Source organism: Bacillus sp. EB106-07-01-XG149, assembly GCF_058791555.1.
This window is the reverse complement of the sequence record NZ_JBYTDP010000001.1, coordinates 829,547-854,249: the sequence shown is the minus strand read 5'-3', so window position 1 is coordinate 854,249 and position 24,703 is coordinate 829,547. Positions and strand designations below refer to the sequence as shown.

Genomic DNA, 24,703 nt, shown 5'->3' with positions numbered 1-24,703 from the left:
AATTCATATAAAAAAGGTGTTTTCAAGCATGGAAAGCACCTTTTCAGTCTACAACTATTTTTTAATAGTCTAATACTTTTTTCTATAGTCTAAAACATTTTTTTAATGAGACACATAAAGGGGTCTGCAAAATAAAAAAAGTACATCACTCTTATTGAGCAATGTACCAATACATATATAATGTGCAACATTATATACATCCTTTTGTTTTTGTAAGAGAGGATAACTATTGTTATTTCTTTATTTTACAGAGTAATTCCTGATTTTTTTCATTAAGTCGAAAAGAATATTGGGTATTATTTCTTTTGGAGGAAAGTATTAGTTGTTATACTGAAATGGTATGAAAAGATTATATAATGCGGGAGGCTTTTATGGGAGAAAGGATTTTAATTGTTGAGGATGAAGAAAAAATTGCGCGTGTCGTGCAGTTAGAATTAGAGTTTGAAGGATATGAAAGTGAGATTGCTAAAACAGGAACAGAGGCAATGGAAAAGTTTCAAGTTGGTAAATGGGATATAATTTTACTTGATGTAATGCTTCCAAATATAAGTGGGTTAGAAGTACTTCGAAGGATACGTTTGAAAAATGCTGTAATACCTATTATTTTATTAACTGCTCGTGACTCAGTTGTTGATAAAGTAAGTGGCTTAGATCAAGGGGCAAGTGATTATATTACAAAGCCATTTCAAATAGAAGAACTTTTAGCGAGAATTCGTGCATGTTTAAGAATTTCAAACGTAAGAAAAGAAGAGGAAAATAGTAGTTATCAAATTGCAGATTTATATTTAGATGAGAAAACACGAGAAGTGAAAAGAGGAAATCATTTAGTGGAATTAACACCACGTGAGTTTGATTTATTACTCTTTTTAATGAAGCATGAAAATCAAGTGTTAAATCGAGAACAGATCGTAACGAATGTTTGGGGATTTGATTATTATGGTGATACAAATGTTGTCGATGTATATATTCGATATTTACGTAAAAAAGTAGATTGTAATGTGGACGTGCCACTTATTCACACTGTTAGAGGTGTTGGCTATGTCTTAAAGGTGTAATATATGAAAATTAAAAATAAAATATATTTATTCTCTACAGTATGGTTATTACTTATTTTGTTACTTATTAATAGTTCTATATACTTTTTGTTTTATAAAGTTACAACGAACGGAGAGTTAGAACGCTTAAAACGTGAGGCAGTACATATTATAGAAGGAATGAATGCAGAATCAGTAAAAGAAATAGATGCAGCAAATCTGTTGCAACCATATTTACCTTCAAACGGTATGATTAGAGTTATTAATGAAAATTCAAAGGTAATGATTAGACAAGAAGTGGATATTGCAAAACCAATCCCAGTAGTAAATACGAAATTTGAAAGAAAAGAATCAGCGGGAATTTATGAGAAAAATGGAGGGAAATTCGCTTATATAAAAATACCAATCATTTGGAATGATGGGAAGATCGTTTCGTTAGAAATGACGGAACGTTTAGATAGTTTGCAAGAGAATTTAAATATGTTAAAAAATGTATTAGTTATTGCTTCACTTTTCGTTTTAATTCCGTCTTTTTTTGCGGGAAGAATGTTAAGTAAACTCATTTTAAAACCTGTAAACTCTTTAATACAAACAATGGAGCATATACAAGATAGAGGGATATTCAAAAAGATATCGCTAGAGAAAAAATCAAAAGATGAATTGTACAAAATGGGAACGACATTTAATAAAATGATAGATTTATTACATCAAAACTTTGAAAAACAACAGCAGTTCGTTTCAGATGCTTCACATGAATTGAGAACACCGTTAACAGTTATTGAAAGTTATGCAAAATTATTAAAAAGATGGGGAATGAAAAAACAAGATGTTTTAGAAGAATCTGTAGAAGCGATATACTCCGAGGCAGTAAGAATGAAAGGCATGACAAATCAAATGTTACTGCTTGCCAACAGTAGTGCAGAGTGGAAGTTGGAAACAAAAGAATCAGATGTAGTTCGTTTATGCAAGTTGACTGCGGAACAACTAGAAAAAACATATAATCGGGATTTTCGTGTTATTACAGAGGAAGAAAAGATTGTTGTAAATATTGATGAACAAAAAATAAAACAAGTATTAGTAGTATTATTGGATAACGCAATGAAATACAGTAAAGATTCAATCGATTTGATAGTAGGAATACAAAAGGAAAGAGTCTTTTTTTCTATTCAAGATTACGGTATGGGAATTCCTAAGGAGGATATACAGAAAGTGTTTGATCGCTTTTTTCGAGTTGATAAAGCGAGGAGTAGGGAAACAGGAGGAACAGGTCTAGGATTGTCGATTGCGAAACAAATTATTGATGCTCATGAAGGGAATATACAACTGGAAAGTGAAGAGGGAAAATGGACGAAAGTTACCGTATATTTGCCTCGTTTTTTATAAAGAGATAGGAGCTTGAAAATGAAAAAGAAATGGAAGGTTGCATTGTTACTTTGTTTTGTGCTTGTAAGTGTAGCTTTTGTATCACAACGTATTGTTTCTAATCAAGGAGTATTATCCGAAAAACAAATTCAGAATATTGTGTCTGAACAGTATCCTGGAAAAATAAAAAATATGAAATTAGTAAGCAAAGGGGAACAAGATGTATATAAGGTAAACCTTTTAAATGAAAAAGGCTCATATGAAATAATAGTAGATGCTCAAAGTGGTAACATAAAACGTGCAAAAGAAATATCATTAAAAAGTAATACAATAACGAAAGAAAAAGCGGAAGAAATGGCACTTCAGAAAGTACAGGGGATCATTAAACAAACTATATTAGAAAAAAGAAAGGGGATAGAGGTATTTGTAATATCGGTAGAAACAAATGCTACTCAAAGTACAATAGTTGAGATTGAAAAAACTACCGGGAAAATTCAATTGTTACAGAAACAAACGACAAAAGTTACAGAGCAGCAAGCAAAAGAGATTGCAGTGCAGCAAGTACAAGGGAATGTGAAAGGGATAAGACTAGAGAAAAAGAACGAAAAAAATGTATATGTAATAGAGATAGAGAAAAGTGCAAATGAGAATGTAATGGTAGAAATTGAAGAAGCGACGGGTGCTTTTATTGGTACTTCACAAATACAAAAAGTCGTTACAGAAGTGCAGGCGAAAGAAGTTGCGTTACAAAAAGTACCAGGCGGTTTTATCGAGAAGGTAAGTGTAGTCAATATAAATGGTACGTCTACCTACCAAATTATAATAAAAAAACAAACAGAAACGGTTGATGTAAGAGTACATACAATAACAGGTGAAGTCATGTCTACTACTGCGGTAAATAATGCTATTCAGCAAAAGGAGTCATCTCAACAACAAGATGACGATGATCAAGAAGAAAGTACTGATAATCACGGTGATGATGATGACGAAGGATAATAAAAAATAAAAGAGGTTTCTCATCAAATTTTAATATAGCCCTTGACAGTTATAAATATAACCGATATACTTCATATTAATTTCAAAAGAAAATATATTCTAAATATTAAAATGTGTTGAATAGGAGTAGTAAGGTCGTATATTTGTACAGAGAGCTATGGGTTGGTGTGACATAGTCAAATGACATCCTGAACTCGCCTAGGAGCAGTAAGGTGGAACGGAATCACATTCTTAGTAAATCTTAACGGTTAACCTTCGATATTAGGTTTGTAATCAAACGATTACTACTAAGGTGGATTCATAATGGAATCAATAAGGGTGGTACCGCGTTAAGTAAATGGCTTAGCGTCTCTTTATATAGAGACGTTGAGCCATTTTTTTATTTTATGGAAATAGAAATGGAGGGTTTATTCGGATTGGTTTATAAAATTTAATTATTTATATAAAGTAATTTAACTAGGAGGAAAATAAGATGAAACAGACGGAGCAATGGACTTCGAAATTAGGTTTTATAATGGCTGCAGCAGGATCAGCAATTGGACTTGGCGCAATATGGAAGTTTCCTTATATCGCTGGGAAGAGTGGGGGAGGAGCATTCTTTTTAATCTTTATATTATTTACTGTATTAATTGGACTACCACTACTTATAGCTGAATTTATGATTGGACGCAGTACGCAGAAACAAGCAGTTGGAGCATTTAAAAGTATCGCACCTAATACAGGATGGCACTGGATTGGACGCCTTGGCGTTGGAACATGTTTTATACTACTTTCGTTTTATAGTGTTGTAGGTGGATGGGTGTTAATTTATTTATTCAGAGGAGTAACGGGACAACTTATTACTCCGGGACAAAATTATGGAGCATTATTTACTGAAACAATTGGAAATCCCGCTTGGGCGATTATGGGACATTTCGCTTTTATGTTCATTACGATTTGGGTTGTATCAAAGGGTGTACAAAATGGAATTGAAAAAGCAAGTAAATATATGTTGCCAGCATTGTTCGTTTTATTTGTTGCTCTTATTATTCGTTCATTAACACTTGATAATGCAATACAAGGTGTGAAGTTTTTCTTACAACCAGACTTCTCAAAGATTACTTCAGAAAGTATTTTATTCGCGATGGGACAATCATTTTTTGCGATTAGTATCGGGATTTCGATTATGGTTACCTATAGCTCGTATTTAAATAAAAAAGAAAGTTTACCAAAATCAGCAGTTACAATTGTTGGATTGAATTTATTTGTTTCATTATTTGCAGGTCTTGCTATCTTTCCGGCCGTATTTTCATTAGGAATGGAGCCGACAGAAGGGCCTGGATTACTATTTATCGTATTACCATCTGTATTTAGTCAAATTCCATTCGGTGGGTTGTTCTTAACAGTATTTCTTGCACTATTTACATTTGCAACATTAACATCGGCATTTTCTCTACTAGAGACAGTTGTTTCAGCATTAGCAAATGGTGAACAAGAAAAGAGAACGAAATTATCATGGATAATCGGTTTCAGCATTTTCTTAGTAGGTATACCATCCGCGTTATCATTTGGAATATGGAGTGATATTACGATTTTCGGAAAGAATATTTTTGATGCAGTGGACTTCTTATCTAGTAATATATTAATGCCACTTGGAGCACTATTTATTAGTATTTTCGTTTCATTCAAAATGGAAAAGAAGGTGCTAGAAGCAGAGTTTTTTGTAGGTGGAAATTATGGAAAGAAAGTATTTACTTGTTGGGCGTTTTTACTTCGATTTGTAGCGCCACTTGCAATAATCATCGTCTTTTTAAATGTAATAGGGATTATTTAATCTAAGGTGTTATAATATTCAGTAAAAAAGAAGGTGATGATTATAAAGGCGAATTTGATAGGAACAGGGAAATACATGAACATTAGAGGGAAAAAGCTATACGTTGAAACGTATGGAAATCTTAAAAATAAACCAGTCCTATACTTGCATGGTGGACCAGGAGAAAGTTGCTATGATTTTTCATTTCATCAAGCGGAACGTTTAAAAGATTCTTTATATGTAATAATGATAGATTAAAGAGGTGTTTGTCGCTCAGAAGAAATTACTGAGGACGAAGCTTTTGGATTAAATGATTTGATTGAAGACTGTGAGGAACTAAAAAAAGTATTACAAATTGAGAAATGGTCTGTCATTGGACATTCTTTCGGTGGATATGTAGCATTGTTATATGCGTCGATATATCCAAGTTCAATAGAGAAAATCATATTTGAAGCGCCAACTTTCGATTTTGCATTAACAAGTAGAGCTTTGTTACAAAAGACAGGGCATTTATTAAAAAAGTATGGAAAAGAAGAAGTAGCAGAAGAGTCCATCGCCTATTCATCTAGCAATGCTACTTCAGAAGAGTTGCTAGAAGCTTATATAAGACTAAGCAATGAATTAGAAGAAAATAGAATGGAGATTTACAATTATAAGGAAGATATGACAGACGAGAGTTTGTATAGTGATGAAGAGTGGGAAGTATGTTCAAATCGCTCCAAAATTCATTTTGATAGATTAAAAGTAGAAGGAGCAGTTCATACTTCATTATTACCTAAGATACAAGATATACAAAATCCAATGTTATTAATTGTAGGAAAACATGATGTAGTAACGTGTGAAAAACAAATTGAAACATTTAATAAAGATGCTCAAAATGGGGATTATATTGTATTTGAAGAGAGTGGTCATACACCGCATTATGAAGAAGCAGATCGATTTGCTGAAATAGTCATTCAGTTTTTGAAATAAAGTAGAAAAGGAGCTTCGTGTAATGCGAAGCTCCTTTTCTTACATTTTGGGATAAGTGATTGTAATATTAGGCCATTTGTTTTGCCAGTTCTTTTTATTAACTCTAGTGTTGTATATATGTAATCGTTCTTTTGTTTCAAGAAAAGGAGCTGTTGGTCTCACTTGTAAGGAAAGAACATCTTCAATACCGCATGGGGCTGTTAATATAACTTTGTTTTTTTCGTCTAATGTAACCCCTAAAGCGGTTGCTGTTTCAGGAAATTTAGAAATAGCATCAACAGAAGAAGAGTACGGTGGCATATTATTCACCACATGCATACGAGCTTGATTCTTTACCGACCAAGGGATAGTAGCATCAATATTCTTTAATTTCGTTTCTAATGATTGTTCGTATATCTCATCTTTATGTAGACTATTATAATAAATTACATCAACATCAGGCATAGTTGTTCTAGCTTCATAGTTATGTAAAGTATCCCAAATTTTAGAGCGAACAAATCCGGCGCAAATCCACCAATCAGGTAACTCTAGTGATTTTGCCATTTGTAATACGTTCATCATCCATTCGTCGTTTTCTATTAAGCGAATTATATCTTGCTCTGTTTGTATAGTCATTTGTTATCCCACCTACTATTTTTATAGAGGACTAATTCATCAGTTTAATAATCCATGTGATCCAGTAAGCACCTGGTATGAATAATAGTTGTGCTAATAACGTACCAAAAAGTCTAGAAATCATTAGCCAGCCATACATTTTACTCATTGCTTCTGCACCTTCTTCTGATTGAAGAGCTCGCTCTGTTAAAAGAGCGATACGTGGATCAAGCAGCACTGTTAATAAAATAGTAGCAAACCCATTAATAAGGCCAGAAGCTGTAGTAGCTTTTGTTGCGTAATCTGGAAGTAAAAAGGAAGCGTATAGGGCTGAAAGAACACCAGCTGTATAAATAGCAGTAGCAAACATGTTAATAAGCATAATACGTTTTGGAATACCACCAATGCGTAGTCTATGAATCATTTCTAATTTTGGGAAGCGTACATATTTTTTTGTGTACTTTAATTTTTGAATGTTATTTGTTCTCATCATTCGAATGAAAGAACCGTCTGTTTCAAAGTTTTGAATGACATATCCAAATAGTTTGGTTAAAGTTGGATACAGTATAATCGCAATCAATGTACCGACAGAGGCGGATAATAGAACGAGCCGTATAATATGTTCTAAATTAATGGATGCGTCTCGTTTTGCCTCATCGACAAACCCACTGATTAAAAAGGCTTGTAGCATGTTAGATGTTCTTGAAATGAGTAACACCATGCCTACGACAGACAAAGCAACAGCAATTCTCTTTAAACGCACTCCAGCTAATCGAATACTATAAGAGCTTGTTTCAACCGCATGAATAACAATTGTGAAAGCCATTATAACAATTAACGTAATTGACATTAGATTCACCAGTTTCTATTAAAATAATTGTAACTTTTTTACTTTATCATATGTATTACATTTTGTAACTGAAAGTATGTGACATAGAAGAAAAAATTTCGAAAAGATAAATAATGATAGTATAGTAAAAGGTGGCCATGAAAAAGCCTTCCATATAATATGTAAAGTAAATAGGAGCGGGGGGTTAAATGTGTATACAACATTTCTATTTGATTTAGATGGAACATTGACGGATCCGAAAGAAGGAATTGTAAATTCAGTATTGTATGCATTAAAAAAGCTTGGAATTGAAGAATTACATGTAAATGAGTTAGACTCATTTATCGGTCCGCCCATCCAACAATCATTCGTAGAGAGGTACAATATGAATGAAGGGGAAGTGAAAGAGCTGTTTTTTATTTCAGAGAGTATGTAAAGCAACGTGGATTGTTAGAAAATAATGTATACGAGGGTATTCCAAATCTTTTAAAACGATTAAAAGATACCGGAAATCGTTTATTTATAGCGACTTCAAAACCTACTATATTTGCTGAACAAGTTATAGAGCATTTTCAATTAAAGAATTATTTCGAAAGTATCATTGGAAGTAATTTAGATGGTACGAGAAGAAAAAAAGAAGAAATCATTGCTCATATTTTACAAACAAATGAAGAACTTAATAAAGAAGAAATTGTTATGATTGGAGATAGAAAACACGATATAATCGGTGCGAATCATAATGAGATTGCTTCAATTGGTATTTTATATGGCTATGGTAGTGAAACAGAATTGACTGAAGTTGGTGCGACTCATATAGTAAATGATGTAAAAGAACTACATCATTTTTGTTTAGAAAATAGTTTGGTAAAGTAGTAAATGTAGAGACTAACAATCCCTTTATAACGTATGACGATGAAATCGTTTATGTTTAAAGGGATTTTTCATATGTAATCGAATATGTATAATTAGACATTTTCAGCATGAAAAATTTGTATGAATAAGAGGAGGGATGTCAGAATCAAAAGATTAGTAGAAGTTTATCTATAAAAGTTTGAATTTTCTGTTTAAAGGAGGGGTATAATTGGAGCTAGTTATTATATTATTAGCACTTAGTTTACTAATGTTTGTAGCATATAGAGGGTTTTCTGTTATTTTATTTGCACCGATATTTGCATTATTTGCGGTATTTTTGACAGAGCCTAGTTTTGTATTACCTTTCTTTTCGAATATCTTTATGGAGAAAATGGTAGGTTTTATTAAACTATATTTTCCTGTATTTTTACTTGGGGCAATATTTGGTAAAGTAGTAGAAATGTCAGGAATTGCGGACTCGATTGCAAAGACAATTATAGAGTTAGTTGGTGAAAAACGTACGATTTTAGCGATTGTATTAATGGGTGCTATCTTAACGTATAGTGGCGTTAGTGTGTACGTAGTAGTGTTTGCTGTATATCCGTTCGCAGCTAAGCTGTTTCGACAAGCGAATATTCCAAAGCGTTTAATCCCTGGAACGATTGTACTTGGAGCAGTCACGTTTACAATGGATGCGCTACCTGGATCACCACAAATTCAAAACGTAATACCTACAACATTTTTTAAAACGGACATTTATGCTGCGCCGATACTTGGTATTGTAGGGGCAATTTTTGTACTTACGTTAGGTTTACTATATTTAGAGAGTAGACGTAAGAAGGCGAAGGCAGCAGGAGAAGGGTATTTTGGTTTTAACGATGGGGATACTGAAATGGCAGCTTCTTTGCAAGTAGAACAAAAAGATATGCCGATGCTTAAAAGTATTGAAATTACAAGAGTACAGCAAGTGATTGCTTTTATACCACTTATTTTAGTAGGTGTAATGAATAAAGTTTTTACTATTATGATACCGAAGTGGTATCCGAATGGTTTTGATTTTTCTGCAATTGGTATGAAAGCATTTGGAAAAGTAGAATTAAGTGCAGTAGTTGGAATCTGGTCAGTAGAATTGGCACTTATTATAGGTATTGTAACAACGTTATTATTATATTGGAAACGAGTAGTAACAGGATTTCAAGCTGGATTAAATACAAGTATTGGTGGAGCGTTACTTGCAACGATGAATACAGGTGCTGAGTTTGGATTCGGTGGGGTAATTGCAGCACTTCCAGGTTTCGCGATTATGAGAGACGGCATTTCTGCCACATTCACAAATCCTCTAGTGAATGGAGCGGTCACGACGAATATTTTAGCTGGAATTACAGGCTCTGCATCAGGAGGAATGGGAATTGTTTTAAGTGCGATGGGAGATAAGTTTATTGCAGCGGCCAATCAATTTGATATTCCATTAGAAGTAATGCATCGTATCGTGTCAATGGCATCGGGAGGAATGGATACATTACCACATAACGGGGCTATTATTACTATTCTTACAGTCACAGGTTTAACACATAAACAGTCGTATAAAGATATTTTTGCTATTACAATTTTGAAAACGGTTGCTGTATTTTTAGTAATTGCATTCTATACTGCAACAGGAATTTATTAAGTCGATATTTTATAAACTAAAATATAAATTAGGGTAAGAAGGGGTGGAGTACTTGCAAGATGTTGCTGAGTTTCGTATGCCGAAGTCTGTATTATATGGAAGAAATTCGCTTGAAAAGCTGGGGGAACAATCTAAGAAGTTGGGGAAAAGAGCGTTTATAGTTACGGATACAATTATGGAGGATTTAGGATATGTTGAGAGGTGTATACAACAATTAAATACGAAAGGTATAACTGTTATTACATATAATAAAGTAAATGCTGAGCCTACAAATATACACGTGTTAGAAGCGTTAACACTTTGTAAAGAAGGAAAGTGTGATTTTATTATCGGTATTGGTGGTGGAAGTTGTATTGATGCTGCGAAAGCAGTTGCGGTGTTATATACAAATGGTGGAGAAGTGGAAGATTACGTCCAAAAAGATATGGAAATAGAAAACGATCCGCTACCACTAATTGCAATCCCAACAACTTCTGGTACTGGATCGGAAGTAACAAGTGTAGCAGTAATTACGAATAAACGAACAGATGTAAAAATGATGATGAAACATCCGAGTTTTACCCCACAAGTAGCGATTATTGACCCGATTTTAACGCGTTCGGTACCACCCCATATTACAGCAGCAACAGGGATAGATGCATTATGTCATGCAGTCGAAGCATATATTTCTAAAGTTTCACAATCACTTACAGATGTACTAGCTCTTTCCGCTATTGAAGGTATTATGAAATATTTACGTATTGCATATGAGGATGGAGAGAATATGGAGGCAAGAGAAGCGATGATGATTGCTTCCTTACAAGCTGGAATCGCATTTTCCAATGCATCTGTTACGTTAGTTCATGGAATGTCAAGGCCGGTAGGAGCATTATTTCATGTACCACATGGTATATCGAATGCAATACTATTACCTACAGTTTTAGAATATACAAAAGTTAGTGCAGTAAAAAGACTAGCGGATATTGGACGTTGTTTAAATAAAGATTTGTATTCCTATTGTGATGAAGAAGTAGCCGACTACACGCTGAGGGAAATAAAAAAACTTTGTTTTGATCTTCGTATTCCAAATTTAAAAGAATACGGAATTGGTGAAGTTGAATTTGAAACAGCTATTTCTAAAATGGCATCAGATGCAATTGAAAGTGGAAGTCCAGCAAATAATCCACGTGTGCCATCATATGATGAAATTAAACAGTTGTATCGAGAATGTTTTCATTATCAATATGAAGATTCTATAAAAACATCAGAAAGTTAATTTCAGAATATTCTTATAAAAATTTCCTTGGAAATAGTTAAAACAAGACTTTATATTATAAACGTAAAGTCTTGTTTTATTGTGTATAATATACATAATAAAATGTTGTGATTAGTTTTAAAAAACAGTATAAGGTGGGTGGGTTAATGAAAACAATAGGTTTAATTGGTGGTATGAGTTGGGAATCAACTTCTGAATATTATCGAATCATAAATGAAGAAATAAAAGAGAGATTGGGAGGGTTACATTCAGCAAAATGTATGATTCATAGTGTGGACTTTGAAGAGATTGAGCGATTCCAGTCTAACGGAGATTGGAATGGAGCAGGAGAAATGTTAGGAAATGCGGCATATTCGTTACAGAGGGGAGGAGCAGATTTTATAATTATTTGCACAAATACAATGCATAAAGTAGTTGAGAAAATAAAGGAGAATATTCATATTCCAGTCTTACATATCGCTGATGCAACTGCGAAAGAAATTAAAAGGAAAGATATTCAAACGGTTGGTTTACTGGGAACAAAATATACAATGGAGCAAGACTTTTATAAATTACGCATAGAAGAGAATCGTATAAAAGTAATGGTTCCATCAGAAAAGGATAGAGAAAAGATAAACGAAGTAATATATACAGAATTGTGTTTAGGAAAGATAACATCTCAATCTAGAGAGTATTATAAAATAGTTATAGAAGAGCTAGTACAAGAAGGGGCACAAGGAATCATATTAGGTTGTACAGAAATAGGATTATTAATAAAGCAGGAAGACGTATCAGTTCCGATATTTGACACAACTCATATACATGCAGTTGAAGCAGTTAATTTCGCTTTACGAAATAGATCATAATTATATTATGTAATCTAGTTCGTGTTTGTGGAAAACATTCTGAAAATACTTTATAATGTAAGTGGTTACATTTAAGGGGGAATGCGTATGTTTTCAGTTCAACCAATCGCATTTGTACATAATGAAAGAAAGGAAATAAAAGATGATGAGTGGGGAGAAGTAAGATCCTATATTACTTTAACTGAAATATATACAGAGGAAAGTATACAAGGGATTGAAGATTTTTCTCATATTGAAGTTGTTTTTTATTTTCATAAAGTAACTGATGAACAAATTCAATATTTTGCTAGACATCCTAGAAATAATAATGATTATCCTAAAGTAGGCATTTTTGCACAGCGCGGGAAAAATCGTCCGAATCGCATAGGAACCACAATTGTAAAGGTGATCAAAAGAGAAGGTAAATCAATTATTGTTGAGGGATTAGATGCTATTGATGGCACCCCTATATTGGATATAAAGCCGATAATGAAAGAGTTTATGCCGAAAGAAGAAATTGTACAGCCTAAATGGGCAACAGATATAATGAGAGAGTATTGGAAGGGGAATGGAGTAAAATGAGAATATATGAGGCAACAATTGCAGATTTAGATGGACTAGCATCAGTTTTTAATAACTATCGTATGTTTTATAGACAAGATTCCGATATAGAAGGAGCAAAAGGATTTTTGCGAAATCGAATAGAGAGAAAAGAATCCGTTATTTTTGTAGCAGTTGAAGACGGTGAATATATTGGCTTCACACAATTATATCCATCATTTTCTTCCATTTCGATGAAAGAATTATGGATATTAAATGATTTATTTGTACAAGCCACTAAGCGCGGAGCAGGAACAGGTAAAAAATTACTAGAAGCTGCTAAAGAATTTGCCTTAGAAAATGGTGCAAAAGGTGTAAAATTACAAACGGAGATTGATAATTTATCAGCACAGCGATTATACGCTGAAAATGGTTATTTGAGAGATAATCGTTATTTCCATTATGAATTAACGTTTTAAAAAAATATAAGATTAAAAGAGATGCTTTCATTGTGAAAACGTCTCTTTTAATTTGTATTATTGTTGATTTAAAATCCAATTTGTAGCATCTTCAAAGTTTTCTGCAATGTAGTTTGGTTCAATATGTGCCCATTTGTCTCGGTACGTATGTAAAGCATCATATCCAGCGCCTGTTCGAACTAATATCGTTGTCGCATGTACTGTTGCTCCTGCAACGATATCAGTCCAGCGATCACCAATTACAGCGCATTTTGTTAAATTAAGTCCGTGTTTTTCAGCCGCTTGCAGCAGCATACCTGTACTTGGTTTACGGCATTCACAACCATCACCGTGTTTATGAGGACATACGTATATATCATCAAAACCGAAGCCTTCTAATTCTTTTACAAAATCAGCTACAGTCGCTATCCCATCTGCGATACCTGGTTGATTTGTGAAAGAGAAAATTTTTATATTTTGAGCTTTTAGTTTTTGCAGAGCTGCTTTTGTGAAAGGAAATAATGTAAAAGAGCCTGGATAATGTATTGTAGTGTCACCGCCAATTGTACCGTCACGATCAATAAAAATAGCTTCGATGTTTGTCATAGTTTTAGTCCTTTCCATTTATAAGTAGTTTAAAAATGTTTTACAAATCGATATCCATTTACTTCATATCCTAATTTTTTGTAAAAAGGATGTGCTTCTACTCTTTTTGTTCCACTGACTAGCCATGTGCCGATACAATTATGTGTCTTTGCTAATTGTTCTGCATAATCCATTAATACTTGTCCAATGCCTTTCCGTCGTATTGTAGAATTAACGCTAATAATTGAAATCTCCCCATAACGAGTTATATCTTCTAAATTTTCACGTATACGAAACCCAAGTAATCCACATATGGTTTCTTCTTCCTCATAAACATATAAAAAATCAAAAGGACTCATTTGTACGAATTGCAATCGGTTGTTCATATCTTCATAGGAAATAGAAGAACCTTTTAATTCTTTCGCTAAAGAACAAAGTGCATCTATATCGTCTATTGTAGCTTCGCGAATTTGAAAAGACATATAATCCACTCCAATAAAATGTAATCAAACATTAAATATTCTGTTAAAAAGTATGTATTCCTGCTATGAAAATAAATATTTTATAATGATATATAGATAGTTATCTGTTATTCTTTTCCTTGATTTTATTGGAAATGGAAAGAAGGGGAATGTATGTTAGACGTGAATATTCGCTCTGCCGGATATGATATAGGGGAAAAGACAATTCATGATATTGCCTTTTCAATTGAAAAAGGTGAATTAGTTGCACTTATTGGTGCGAATGGTGCTGGGAAGAGTACGACGATTAAAACGATGCTCGGTTTACTTGTAAATATGAATGGTGAAATATCATTTGGTGAAAAGAAAAATCCTTATGCATACGTGCCGGAACACCCGACATATTATGATTATTTGACGCTTTGGGAACATATCGAACTATTAATGGATGCTCGCGAGAACGAAGTAGGAAGCTGGGAAAGAAAAGCAGAAGAGTTATTACATATGTTTCGAATGGATAAACATAAACATGAGTATTTATCAAAGTTTTCAAAAGGTATGAAACAAAAATCGATGCTCATTTTGGCATTTTTAACTGAACCAGATTTTTATATCATTGATGAACCTTTTATCGGTTTAGATCCAGTAGCTACGAAAGAGTTTTTAAGTTATTTATATAAAGAAAAAGAACGTGGCGCAGGTATTTTACTTTGTACGCACGTATTAGACACAGCTGAAAGAATTTGTGAGAGATTTTTACTCATTTCACAAGGTACATTAGTCGCAGATGGAAATCTAGAATCTATCCAAGCGTTAGCAGAAATGCCAGGGAGTTCATTATTAGACTGCTTTGATGTAATAGTAAGGCGTGAACAGCATGATTAAACAACAATTTTATAAAAGATTGCGCCATGAACTTGGGCGTAAATGGAAGTCCATACGTTCTATAACTGATTGGACGGTTGCACTATATATTATTATTCCTGCACTTATATTTATAGGGATTTATTATCGTTCACTATGGATGGAAGAATTATCGATGGGAGAGACAGTTTATTTCGGATTAGGTTTACTCGCATTTTATGTGATTACATATTCTAGAGGAGTTCGCTCATTTTTTGAACAAGCGGATAGTTTATTTTTAATTTCTTATCCCGCTCACATGCAAAAGTTAATCCAGTATGGCATGACATATACGTTAATTCGAATAGCGATAACGAATGTAGTGGTAGTAGTTGCTATGTTACCAGTGTTGATGAAAAGTATTGGAGTGGCGCAGGTACAAATCATATTATTTTGGCTATTTTTTACTGCATTTCGATTTATGTTGTCGTTGTTAACGAGATTTATTCATATACGTGTGGGGAAACGATGGCTACTATGGATTGTAAAAAATGTGATATTTTCTATAAGTCTATCCTTTTTTGGATTGAGTCTGTTTCTTATTTATAAAAATTCCTTTTATTCTATACTATGTATCGGTCTAGCAGTTTTATTAATTATCGTATTGATAAAAGAAAAACTAAATTATAAAAATTGCTTTTTTAAAGAAGTTGAGAAAGAGAAAGAAGAAAGTATGCGCTGGACGAGTGGGATTATGCAAGTTGGTGGTCATGCGGCTAAACCGAGTAGTTCGAATAAAAAGCCGTGGATGTTTCCATGTTCTAAAAAGTTTTTAGGGAAGAAAAAAGATTCTCGTATTGTTGAATCCTTTTTAAAAGAATTTTTCCGTACAAGTAGTGCACGAATATTTTATATTCAAATTGTATGTATAAGTACTGTAAGTATTATCATGAGTCCGAGGTGGATTGTAGCTATTATTCTTGTATTTTCTTTAGTTGCAATTTCTCGTTATGCGCGCGATTATTGGAATGAATTTACGAAAAAAATGTTTCTTCATTTATATTGTGATGAAGGAAAATTACTACTGTTAAGATGGAAGGCAGATCGCTATTTATTACTTCCAGTACTGCTTTTGTATGGAATAGTTATACTTTCTCATTTTTATTTATTACCTACTGTAATTGCTGGGATTATTTTTATAGTATGGATTGGTTGGATTGTATTTTTACCATAGAAAAAGAGCCGGAAAATGGCTCTTTTTTTAATCTGTTACACATTGATAAAGGAAATATACTAAAACGAGTATGCTTGCGGCGGAATACATGACATCTAAAGTCATCTGATTGCCTCCTCATTGTTGTTGTACTTATATTGTATGAAATCTTACAATTTCATATTCAAGTGAAAAATATGTGAACGTTAACAAAATTGTAAAGTGCAAAAATTACAATCATTTTGTATAATAGAAGAAACAACCGTTATATAAAATATAATGAGTGAAAGGGAGGGAACATAAATGCCAAATTGGTTTAGAAAAACCTTAGTCGCATTAATTACCGTATTTACATTTGGTTTAGTGACGCCTCCTTCCATATTGCTTGATAATGCCAAAGCTGCGGACAAGCCTACGAGTACAGCTGGGCAACAAAATTTGGAGAGTACGTCCTATACATATGAAGAAACGAATGACAGGTTAACCACCGATACTTTTATTACTTATGCAATGCTAGAAGCAGAGAAGCAGTCGATGCAAAAGTTTGGCACTAAAATTGGTCCAGTAATTGAAGATGAGTTTAAAGATGTAATATTACCGAAAATTGAAGAGGCAATTGCTGAGCTTGCCAATGATGTACCAGAAGATTCGCTGCAATCATTAGCGATTTCTCAAAGGCCAGCTGGCGGAAATAATGAAAAGATTTTTCATGTGTATGACACGAAATCAGGAAATGACTTATTGCGATTTCATGTAAGAAGAGATCATCCACCGCAAGATGGTTACTATTTTAATTTCCACTATCATCGATTTGATGATGGGTACTCAGGACACCATGAGTTAGGAAATATTTATTGGAATACGAATGTACCGCCAAAATGGCTTTCTTAAAAAGAACAAGAGAAAATCTTGTTCTTTTTTATGCTTATAGAAGGGTAAGACAACTATATTGTTGAATAAAATAGGTTTAGGAAAAAAGAAGTAAGGGAGTATGGGAATGCAAAAATATATTGTTTTTGACTTTGATGGCACATTAGTAGATTCACAAAATATATTTGTACCAATTTATAACCAGCTTGCTGAAAAGCATGGATATAAAACCGTAAGGGAAGAAGAAATTGAGTATTTACGTAAATTAACGATGCCGGAGAGATGTAAACAACTCGATGTACCACTGTATAAACTACCGATATTAGCATTAGAGTTTTATAAATTGTATCAACCTGCTATAAAAGATCTCATTTTGTTCCATGGGATGAAGGATGTATTAGATGAACTACATAAGAAAGGCTACGGAATTGCAGTCATATCATCGAACTCAGAAGAGCATATTCGAGCATTTTTACACAATAATGATATAGAAAATATTCAAGAAGTGTATTGTTCAAAAAATTTGTTCGGAAAAGATAAAATGATAAAACGGTTTTTAAAATCCAAAAAGATAACAGAGAAAGATATGTTATATGTTGGTGACGAACAGCGAGACGTAGCAGCATGTAAAAAGGCTGGGGTAAATGTAATTTGGGTATCTTGGGGATATGATGTCATTGAAACAGTGAAAAAAGATGCACCAGATTATATGGTCAATACACCGATGGAAATTGTACAAGTAGTACAAGGGGCGTATTCTTAATATGAATACACTTCGAGCAGGTATTCATCATATTGAATTTTGGGTAGCAAATTAGAGGAGCCCATTTCTTTTTACGATCCGAATGGTTTTATAATAGAAGTAGCGTATACACCAAATGTCGAAATGTAAGGGGAGTATATATGAAGACAATTACAGCATGGCAAAACAATATACAAATAGTAAAGGATGCAGTTAATATTGAAGAAATCTCCAAAGGTTTCTCACCAGATAAGAAATATATAATTACGTGTGCGAATAACGAAAAATATTTATTGCGGACAGGCGATATGAAAGAGTATGAAAGAAAGAAAATAGAGTTTCAAATTTTAAATGAAATGCAAAACCGTAGTGTGCAAGCACAAAAACCAATTGAAATGGGTTTGTTGGCAGAAAAAGGTTTATGCTATGGCATTTTTTCATATTTAGAAGGGGAAGATGCGAAGAAGCTATTGCCTACGTATTCACCAAAAGAACAATATGAAATTGGTATAGAGGCAGGAAAAGATTTAGCAAAAATGCATACATATGAAGCTCCTAAGGATATCCTTCCATGGTATGAAAGAGCAATGAAAAAACATCGAAAATATGTAGAGGCATATAAAACATGTGGAATAAAAATAAAAAAAGATGATAAAATCATTAAGTTTATAGATGAAAATGAAATATATTTACAAAACCGCCCAAATCGATTTCAACACGATGATTTTCATTTAGAAAATATAATTGTACGTGATGCGAAATATGTAGGTGTTGTTGATTTTAATGGCTACGATTGGGGCGACCCACTTCATGATTTCGTAAAAATTGCACTATTTGCAAGGGACATTAGTATTCCGTATTCAATCGGACAAATAGAAGGATACTTTAACGGGAGAATACCAGAGGAGTTTTGGAAATTATATGCGGTTTACGTTGGCATGACGGTTTTCTCTTCAGTTGTCTGGAGTTTACGAGCAGCACCGCATATGTTAGATGATACGTTAGAGCGTCTTACTATAGTTTTAGAAGATCATAAAGACTTTGAGTCATTAAAGCCAATTTGGTTTCAACCAGAAAAATTAATATGAAATAGAAAAGGGAGGTGTGATTCACATCTCCCTTTATTTTTTTACCATTCTTCGTTTTGAAGCAGTTGTAATGCTAATTTTAAATCAACATCTTCTTGTAGATGTTCCGGAGTCCACGGGATATGTATATGCGGCTGTATACCAATTCCGGACATTCCTTCGCCTTTATCTATAATAGAGAGCCGTGAAGTAGGGTAGTAAAGTGCGAATGTATTAGCCCATTCCATTACCGCTAAATTAGAATAAACATTTAAACCAGCAGTAGGACGACCTATTACTTTTACTTTCAATGATTTTTTTGCTACTTCTACAAAAGAATCACCAGAACTTCCACATGTAACATCTGTTAATATAACTACTCTACAAGGTGATTTTCGTCCGTGTATTTTTAATGATTGAAGTTCTTTTGGTAACTCAGAAGTATCAAATGTAACGAATCCTTTTTTATAATTCTTTTTTAAATCTTGAATAAATATATCTGTGAATATTTTGGAAAGTTCGTCTAAAGAATCATAATCTTCCATTTCGATGTCTTTCATGCGTAAATGAAAGTTTTGTTCTGTATGATTTAATTGCATTGTATCTGAAGAATCTAAAAGGGAAATCTCTTTGTCTTCGAATAAGTAAGGAAGTAATTTAAAAAATGCATCATCACTCCCGCCACGATTCAATCGCACATCTATTATTAAGTTCGGAAAAGTATTAAGCTCATCTTTATGTAAGTCTAATAATTTATTAATAGCATCAGTATTTGCGAAATCCGTCAAAGTAATTAAGAGTGTATCTTTATTCTGCTGTTTAAATGAATAAATAGGCGTATATTCGCTTTGTTTATACTTTTGTAAAGTAATGGTTTCGGTTACGCCATTTTCATTTATAAGTGTACAATTTGATGATTTTAATAAAACATAATCCCATTTTTCACGTTCATATGTATTCTCATTTAAATACTTCTTATATTTTATTAATAACTCTGGAATTTTCATATTATCTAATGCTAGAATAGCCTGTCCTTTTTTCAATCTTATTTCTTGTGAATTGGATGTAATATATAGGCGGTCTTCGTATCTTTTCACCTGGAAGCCAACACTGTTAAGAGGTTGATTTTTAGAGTGCATTTTGAAAAACATATGATTATCTTTAAAGTCTAGTAAGTAATCACGTACAATTTCAGTAAATTGTACTGGTGTTAGTTCTCCTTGTCTCTCTAGTTTTTCAACTGTCTGTAAATAAGTAGCAGGATCGTCCCATCCTTCCTTATCTATACAACCTGAATAATCGTGATGAGTAATCGAAACAATTTCTTTGGAAATTTCTGTGTACACAGCTTTTCCTCCTGGTAATTTAATTAGTTGAATAATAGAATTCTGTATCCTTTACGTATTATCCTTTTTTTGGGATGGATAATTTAAAGGGAAATAGAGGGAAGTGTTATCTTCCCTCTATTAAAATATTTATTTAATTTTCTTAAATGCAAGCGGCTGCGTGCTTAACATAGCTGGTACATGTAACTGAAGGGATGGGAATTCACCACTAACACTCATTTCATAAGCCAATAATAAACTCATTTTCATTTGGAATAAGTCAACTTTTGCAGAGAAGATGTCGTAATGATGATGCGCTAATTGAATGTCCATCTCCATCTCCATAAATTTTACAAATAACGACTCATCTCGTTTGTATACTTGTAATGTTCCATATGCAGGATGCTCGAAAGTACCGGTATAATCTTCTAACTTGTGAGAAGGTGTAGTCCCTTTAATTTGTTCAGGAATGGATTCAGTTGCTTCTTTCATCATTTCCTTCATTTTTTCAGTATCTTCTACAGCACGTTTATGCCAATCAATGGATTCTAATTCAAGTAGTTCGTCATAAATTTGATTAGCGAGATAAGTAGGTAGTAATGTACCTCCAGCATTCGTTAAAATGACAAGGCCTATGTTTTCTGTTGGTATGAATGAAACAAGCGCTGAAAATCCATCAATATTACCACCATGATGAATCACCTTATTACCACGATAAGCGCTAATAAACCAACCAAGGCCGTAACTATTTAATGGAGATTCAGGTAGTGATAAAACCGGTTGATCTGGAATTGAATTGTGCGGTGTATACATTTGTTGTAATAATTCAGGAGAAATTAATTCATGCTCTCCAAATTTCCCTTGTTTTAAGTGAAGAAGGACCCAATTGGCCATATCTTCAATTGTAGAATTAATACAACCAGCAGCGCCAACCGTATCAATATTGCGGAATGGAACTTCTTTTATTTCACCTTCATTTTCAATGTAAGGTAAAGCATAATCATCTGTAGTTTGTGAATCTGTAACAGAGAAATTTGTATGTCTCATATTTAAAGGTTCTAAAATATGTTCTGTAGCGTATTGCTCCCACGTTTGATTCGTAATGTTTTCAACAATGTAGCTAATTGTTGCATACATTAAGTTGTTATAAAGAAATGCTGTGCGGAACGGTGCATCAAGTTGTAAATGTTTTATTTTTTCAACGAGATCTTTTCGAGATAAGGAAGAGCTGTACCAAAGAGCCTCATGACGGCTTACACCAGTTCGATGAGAAGCTAAATCTCGTCCGGTAACTTGTGAGCTAGCAAGTAGTTCAGATAAAGAGAAGTTAGGTATATAAGACTGGACAGGAGTATCCCAATTAAACTTATTTTGTTGTGCTAACAAGCTTAATGAAAGTGTACCAAAAGCTTTCGTTGAGGAACCGATTGCGAACCGAGTATTCGGTGTAACAGTGTCTTTTGTCCCTAAATTTCGATAGCCAAATCCTTCTGAAATAATAACTTCACCGTCTTTTATAACAGCTACAGCAGCTCCAGGAACATTTAAATCCTTCATCATTTTTTCAACCGTTGTTTGTAAAGAAGTCATAACAGGAGTTTCAATTTTAGACATACTTCTAACCTCCAAATATAAATTTTGTTCTACCGCACTATACTTTCGGTAATAGAAAATGAAAACCTTTATAAATTTGGAAAGTTAATAATTTTGTAAGAATGAATGAAATTATTATTTGTTTAGAATTTTATTTTTATTATAATTAATTTAAATTAAGATATAGAAAAGATGGTGAAGAAGTGTGCTAACAATAAAGAGAGTACTTTGCGATAATAAAAAAAATCCGATAGGTATAGATTCAAAAGTTGTTAAAATGAGTTGGCTGCTTGAGTCGAGTAACCGAAATGTAAAACAACTTGCTTATCAATTGCAGGTTGCGAAGGATAGAGATTTTGAAATTATAATGTTTGATTCGCGAAAAGTAGAAACAGATCAAAGTTTACATATACCAATCAATTCATTTTCATACAGAGCGGAAACGCGTTATTTTTACCGGGTAAAGGTATGGGATAATTACGGAGAAGAATCATCTTGGTCAGAAGTAGCATTTTGGGAGACTGGATTACAAGGGCAAGATAACTGGAGCGGGAACTGGATTGCTGCGAAAAAAGAACGAGCGCAAGTTATGTCCTTTAATAAAAATTTTACTATTAAAAAAGTAGTTAAAAAAGCGCGTTTATATATCACAAGTTTAGGATTATACGAGGCTTCTATAAATGGAGAGCGCATTGGAGATTGTTATTTTACCCCTGGATGGACAAGTTATGATAAGAGAGTACTGTATCAAACGTATGATATAACGCATTTATTAAAGGGTGAGCACAATACTATTTCGGTTCTGGTAGGTAATGGCTGGTATAAGGGACCACTTACCATGCATCATGTACGTAATTATTACGGTAGAAGACGTGTGATAATTGCTCAAGTACATATAACGTATGAAGATGGAACGAAAGAAAAAATTGTAACAGACGAAACATGGAAGGTAATACCAAGCCCAATTTTGTATTCAGAAATTTATGAAGGGGAGGTTTACGACGCTAGGCTAGAAGAAAGTGGGCAAGGGCTAGAAGATGTTGAAGTAATTGAGCATTCCAAACAAATACTTGTTGCGCAAGAAAACGAAGCAATTCGTAAAATGAAAATTATTAAACCGATTTCTATTTCAAAACTACCGAATCACGAATGGCTCATTGATATGGGGCAAAATATGGTAGGTTGGGTTCAATTTACAGTCCGTCATGTTTATATTGGCCAAAAGATAGAATTGCATCATGCTGAAATATTGAATAAAGACGGTAGTTTTTACACCGGAAATCTCCGAAAGGCAAAACAAAAAATAGTGTATATAGCAAAAGGAGAAGAAGAGGAAACGTTTGAACCTCATTTTACATATCAAGGCTTTAGGTATGTGAAGATAAGTGGATTAACCCAGCCGCCTCAAATAGCAGATTTTGAAGGGATTGTATTACATACGGATATGGAAAAAACGACTGAATTTGAAACGTCTAATCCATTAATCAATCAACTTCATCATAATGTGGAATGGTCTCAAAGAGGGAACTTTTTTGATGTGCCAACAGATTGTCCGCAGCGAGATGATCGACTTGGATGGACCGGAGATGCACAAATGTTCATTGGGACAGCTACGCAAATTATGAATGTACAATTGTTCTTTAAAAAGTGGCTCCAAGATTTATCATTAGATCAAAATGTTAATGGAGCTGTGCCTTTAGTTATTCCAGATGCTTTTGGGAAAAGAGCGGATTTTGATTTACATACTTCTGGTGGTTGGGGCGATGCAGCAATTATATGCCCGTGGGTTCATTATTTACATTACGGAGATGTATCGATTTTAAAAGAACAATATAACAGTATGAAGAAGTATATAGATTACATACGTTCACAAGGTGAGAACGAGTATTTATGGGATACAGGCTATCATTTAGGAGATTGGCTTGCATTAGATACGAAACCAGATGTATATGAAGGCGGAACAGACAAGCATTTTATTGCGACAGCTTATTATGCGTATTCTACATCGCTTTTACGAAGAATTGCTGAGATTTTAGATGAAACTACAGATGCTAAGTTTTATGCAGAGTTACATGGAAATATTGTTCAAGCGTTTCAAAATGATTTCGTTACACCGAATGGAAGGTTAATTTCAAATACCCAAACAGCCCACATATTAGTACTTCTTTTTGAACTAGTGAAAGATGATGTGAAGGAGAAAGTATTTAATCGCTTAATTGAGCTATTAAAAGAAAATAAAAATCATTTAACAACAGGTTTTTTAGGAACACCGTATTTGAATTTAATATTAAGCAAGTTTAACAGGCATGACCTTGCTTGTAAGCTTCTATTTTATGAAGATTATCCATCATGGTTATACCAAGTGAAAAAAGGTGCCACAACGATTTGGGAACATTGGGATGGCGTGAAAGAGGATGGAACACTTTGGAATGATAGTATGAATTCTTATAATCATTACGCATATGGCTCTATCGTTGAATGGATATACCGATATATTATTGGATTAGAAATGGATGAGACAAAACCTGCATATAAACATTTTTATGTACAACCACATTTTGATTCGAATTTAGAATGGATTAGAGTAAAACGTGAGACAGCTTATGGAGAAATTAAGATTGAGTGGCGTGTAGAAAATGAACAAGCCTTTCTCAAGATTTCTGTACCACCAAATACAAGCACTACATTGCGGATAGACGAAACGAATTGGAAAGCAGAACATAACATTGAAAAGGATTTAGGATCAGGCGATTATAAATTTACCTTTTGTAAAAATATAAAGGGGTAGAATTCTGTTAATATAGAAATATTTTTTATTGATTAGGAT

Annotated in this window: 21 protein-coding genes, 3 pseudogenes and 1 other annotated feature; of the genes and pseudogenes, 18 read left to right on the top strand and 6 right to left on the bottom strand. The window is 33.5% G+C overall.

The genetic code is table 11. The features are described 5' to 3' along the window. Positions 1-371: 371 nt before the first annotated feature. The 5 genes and pseudogenes from AC3WTA_RS04330 to AC3WTA_RS04310 all read left to right on the top strand — a co-directional run bounded on the left by AC3WTA_RS04330 (position 372) and on the right by AC3WTA_RS04310 (position 6,156). The gene (locus AC3WTA_RS04330) at positions 372-1,055 is read left to right on the top strand and encodes a response regulator transcription factor (protein ID WP_492332825.1); all 684 of its coding nucleotides are present in this window, start codon (positions 372-374) and stop codon (positions 1,053-1,055) included. 3 nt (positions 1,056-1,058) lie between these two features. Then, positions 1,059-2,417, top strand: a complete 1,359-nt coding sequence (locus AC3WTA_RS04325) for a HAMP domain-containing sensor histidine kinase (protein ID WP_000694912.1) — start codon at positions 1,059-1,061, stop codon at positions 2,415-2,417. Between the two features lie 18 nt (positions 2,418-2,435). Next, positions 2,436-3,392: a PepSY domain-containing protein gene (locus AC3WTA_RS04320; protein ID WP_000731161.1), complete on the top strand. Its 957-nt coding sequence runs from the start codon at positions 2,436-2,438 to the stop codon at positions 3,390-3,392. A gap of 107 nt (positions 3,393-3,499) precedes the next feature. Continuing rightward, positions 3,500-3,748: a binding site (T-box leader), on the top strand. Between the two features lie 116 nt (positions 3,749-3,864). Next, the gene (locus AC3WTA_RS04315; RefSeq protein ID WP_000814548.1) at positions 3,865-5,205 is read left to right on the top strand and encodes a sodium-dependent transporter; all 1,341 of its coding nucleotides are present in this window, start codon (positions 3,865-3,867) and stop codon (positions 5,203-5,205) included. Positions 5,206-5,280: 75 nt separating this feature from the next. Next, a pseudogene (locus AC3WTA_RS04310) lies at positions 5,281-6,156 on the top strand (alpha/beta fold hydrolase). A gap of 39 nt (positions 6,157-6,195) precedes the next feature. Here AC3WTA_RS04310 and AC3WTA_RS04305 read toward each other — a convergent pair. Next, positions 6,196-6,771 carry a nucleotidyltransferase family protein gene (locus AC3WTA_RS04305; protein ID WP_000155288.1) on the bottom strand — a complete coding sequence of 192 codons (576 nt, stop codon included), beginning with the start codon at positions 6,769-6,771 and terminating at the stop codon, positions 6,196-6,198. Positions 6,772-6,802: 31 nt separating this feature from the next. Then, a complete protein-coding gene (locus AC3WTA_RS04300; RefSeq protein ID WP_000028920.1) occupies positions 6,803-7,600 on the bottom strand; it encodes a lipid II flippase Amj family protein in 798 nt (265 codons plus the stop codon). A gap of 190 nt (positions 7,601-7,790) precedes the next feature. Here AC3WTA_RS04300 and AC3WTA_RS04295 point away from each other — a divergent pair. From AC3WTA_RS04295 to AC3WTA_RS04270, 6 genes and pseudogenes are all read left to right on the top strand, one after another. Next, positions 7,791-8,452, top strand: a pseudogene (locus AC3WTA_RS04295) (HAD family hydrolase). 208 nt (positions 8,453-8,660) lie between these two features. Further along, on the top strand, positions 8,661-10,100 hold the full coding sequence (locus tag AC3WTA_RS04290) for a GntP family permease (protein ID WP_000424300.1): 1,440 nt from the start codon (positions 8,661-8,663) through the stop codon (positions 10,098-10,100). Positions 10,101-10,152: 52 nt separating this feature from the next. Beyond that, positions 10,153-11,355 carry an alcohol dehydrogenase EutG gene (gene eutG / locus AC3WTA_RS04285; RefSeq protein ID WP_001154377.1) on the top strand — a complete coding sequence of 401 codons (1,203 nt, stop codon included), beginning with the start codon at positions 10,153-10,155 and terminating at the stop codon, positions 11,353-11,355. Positions 11,356-11,501: 146 nt separating this feature from the next. After that, a complete protein-coding gene (locus AC3WTA_RS04280) occupies positions 11,502-12,200 on the top strand; it encodes an aspartate/glutamate racemase family protein (RefSeq protein ID WP_000848579.1) in 699 nt (232 codons plus the stop codon). 87 nt (positions 12,201-12,287) lie between these two features. After that, a complete protein-coding gene (locus AC3WTA_RS04275) occupies positions 12,288-12,761 on the top strand; it encodes an SAM-dependent methyltransferase (RefSeq protein WP_000493262.1) in 474 nt (157 codons plus the stop codon). After that, positions 12,758-13,198, top strand: a complete 441-nt coding sequence (locus tag AC3WTA_RS04270; protein ID WP_001223855.1) for a GNAT family N-acetyltransferase — start codon at positions 12,758-12,760, stop codon at positions 13,196-13,198. The genes AC3WTA_RS04275 and AC3WTA_RS04270 overlap by 4 nt, the downstream gene beginning before the upstream one ends. Before the next feature lie 57 nt (positions 13,199-13,255). Here the strand turns inward: AC3WTA_RS04270 and AC3WTA_RS04265 are convergent, their stop codons facing one another. Continuing rightward, positions 13,256-13,783, bottom strand: a complete 528-nt coding sequence (locus AC3WTA_RS04265; protein WP_000181712.1) for an HAD-IIIA family hydrolase — start codon at positions 13,781-13,783, stop codon at positions 13,256-13,258. A 29-nt stretch (positions 13,784-13,812) separates the two neighbouring features. Continuing rightward, positions 13,813-14,244: a GNAT family N-acetyltransferase gene (locus AC3WTA_RS04260; RefSeq protein WP_000009770.1), complete on the bottom strand. Its 432-nt coding sequence runs from the start codon at positions 14,242-14,244 to the stop codon at positions 13,813-13,815. 153 nt (positions 14,245-14,397) lie between these two features. Between AC3WTA_RS04260 and AC3WTA_RS04255 the strand changes: the two genes are divergently transcribed. The 6 genes and pseudogenes from AC3WTA_RS04255 (at position 14,398) to AC3WTA_RS04230 (ending at position 18,979) form a co-directional block, all read left to right on the top strand. Then, positions 14,398-15,108, top strand: coding sequence for an ABC transporter ATP-binding protein (locus tag AC3WTA_RS04255; protein ID WP_000887839.1), 711 nt, complete (start codon positions 14,398-14,400; stop codon positions 15,106-15,108). Further along, positions 15,101-16,300, top strand: a complete 1,200-nt coding sequence (locus AC3WTA_RS04250; protein ID WP_000595452.1) for an ABC transporter permease — start codon at positions 15,101-15,103, stop codon at positions 16,298-16,300. Before AC3WTA_RS04255 ends, AC3WTA_RS04250 begins: the two co-directional genes overlap by 8 nt. Positions 16,301-16,582: 282 nt before the next feature. Next, the gene (locus AC3WTA_RS04245) at positions 16,583-17,170 is read left to right on the top strand and encodes a YpjP family protein (RefSeq protein ID WP_001134411.1); all 588 of its coding nucleotides are present in this window, start codon (positions 16,583-16,585) and stop codon (positions 17,168-17,170) included. A gap of 106 nt (positions 17,171-17,276) precedes the next feature. After that, positions 17,277-17,912, top strand: a complete 636-nt coding sequence (locus AC3WTA_RS04240; protein WP_001174998.1) for an HAD family hydrolase — start codon at positions 17,277-17,279, stop codon at positions 17,910-17,912. A 1-nt stretch (position 17,913) separates the two neighbouring features. Continuing rightward, positions 17,914-18,023 (top strand): annotated as a pseudogene (locus AC3WTA_RS04235) (aminoglycoside phosphotransferase); the annotation flags it as partial. 29 nt (positions 18,024-18,052) lie between these two features. Continuing rightward, positions 18,053-18,979 (top strand): aminoglycoside phosphotransferase family protein, encoded by a 927-nt coding sequence (locus tag AC3WTA_RS04230; RefSeq protein ID WP_000849647.1) that lies wholly within the window; start codon positions 18,053-18,055, stop codon positions 18,977-18,979. Between the two features lie 41 nt (positions 18,980-19,020). Here AC3WTA_RS04230 and AC3WTA_RS04225 read toward each other — a convergent pair whose 3' ends face one another. Beyond that, positions 19,021-20,304: a S41 family peptidase gene (locus AC3WTA_RS04225; protein WP_000287839.1), complete on the bottom strand. Its 1,284-nt coding sequence runs from the start codon at positions 20,302-20,304 to the stop codon at positions 19,021-19,023. Positions 20,305-20,433: 129 nt separating this feature from the next. Further along, on the bottom strand, positions 20,434-21,897 hold the full coding sequence (locus tag AC3WTA_RS04220) for a serine hydrolase (RefSeq protein ID WP_000034347.1): 1,464 nt from the start codon (positions 21,895-21,897) through the stop codon (positions 20,434-20,436). 184 nt (positions 21,898-22,081) lie between these two features. Here AC3WTA_RS04220 and AC3WTA_RS04215 point away from each other — a divergent pair, with 184 nt between their 5' ends. Next, positions 22,082-24,664, top strand: coding sequence for an alpha-L-rhamnosidase (locus tag AC3WTA_RS04215; RefSeq protein WP_000955729.1), 2,583 nt, complete (start codon positions 22,082-22,084; stop codon positions 24,662-24,664). The last annotated feature ends 39 nt before the right edge of the window (positions 24,665-24,703 follow it).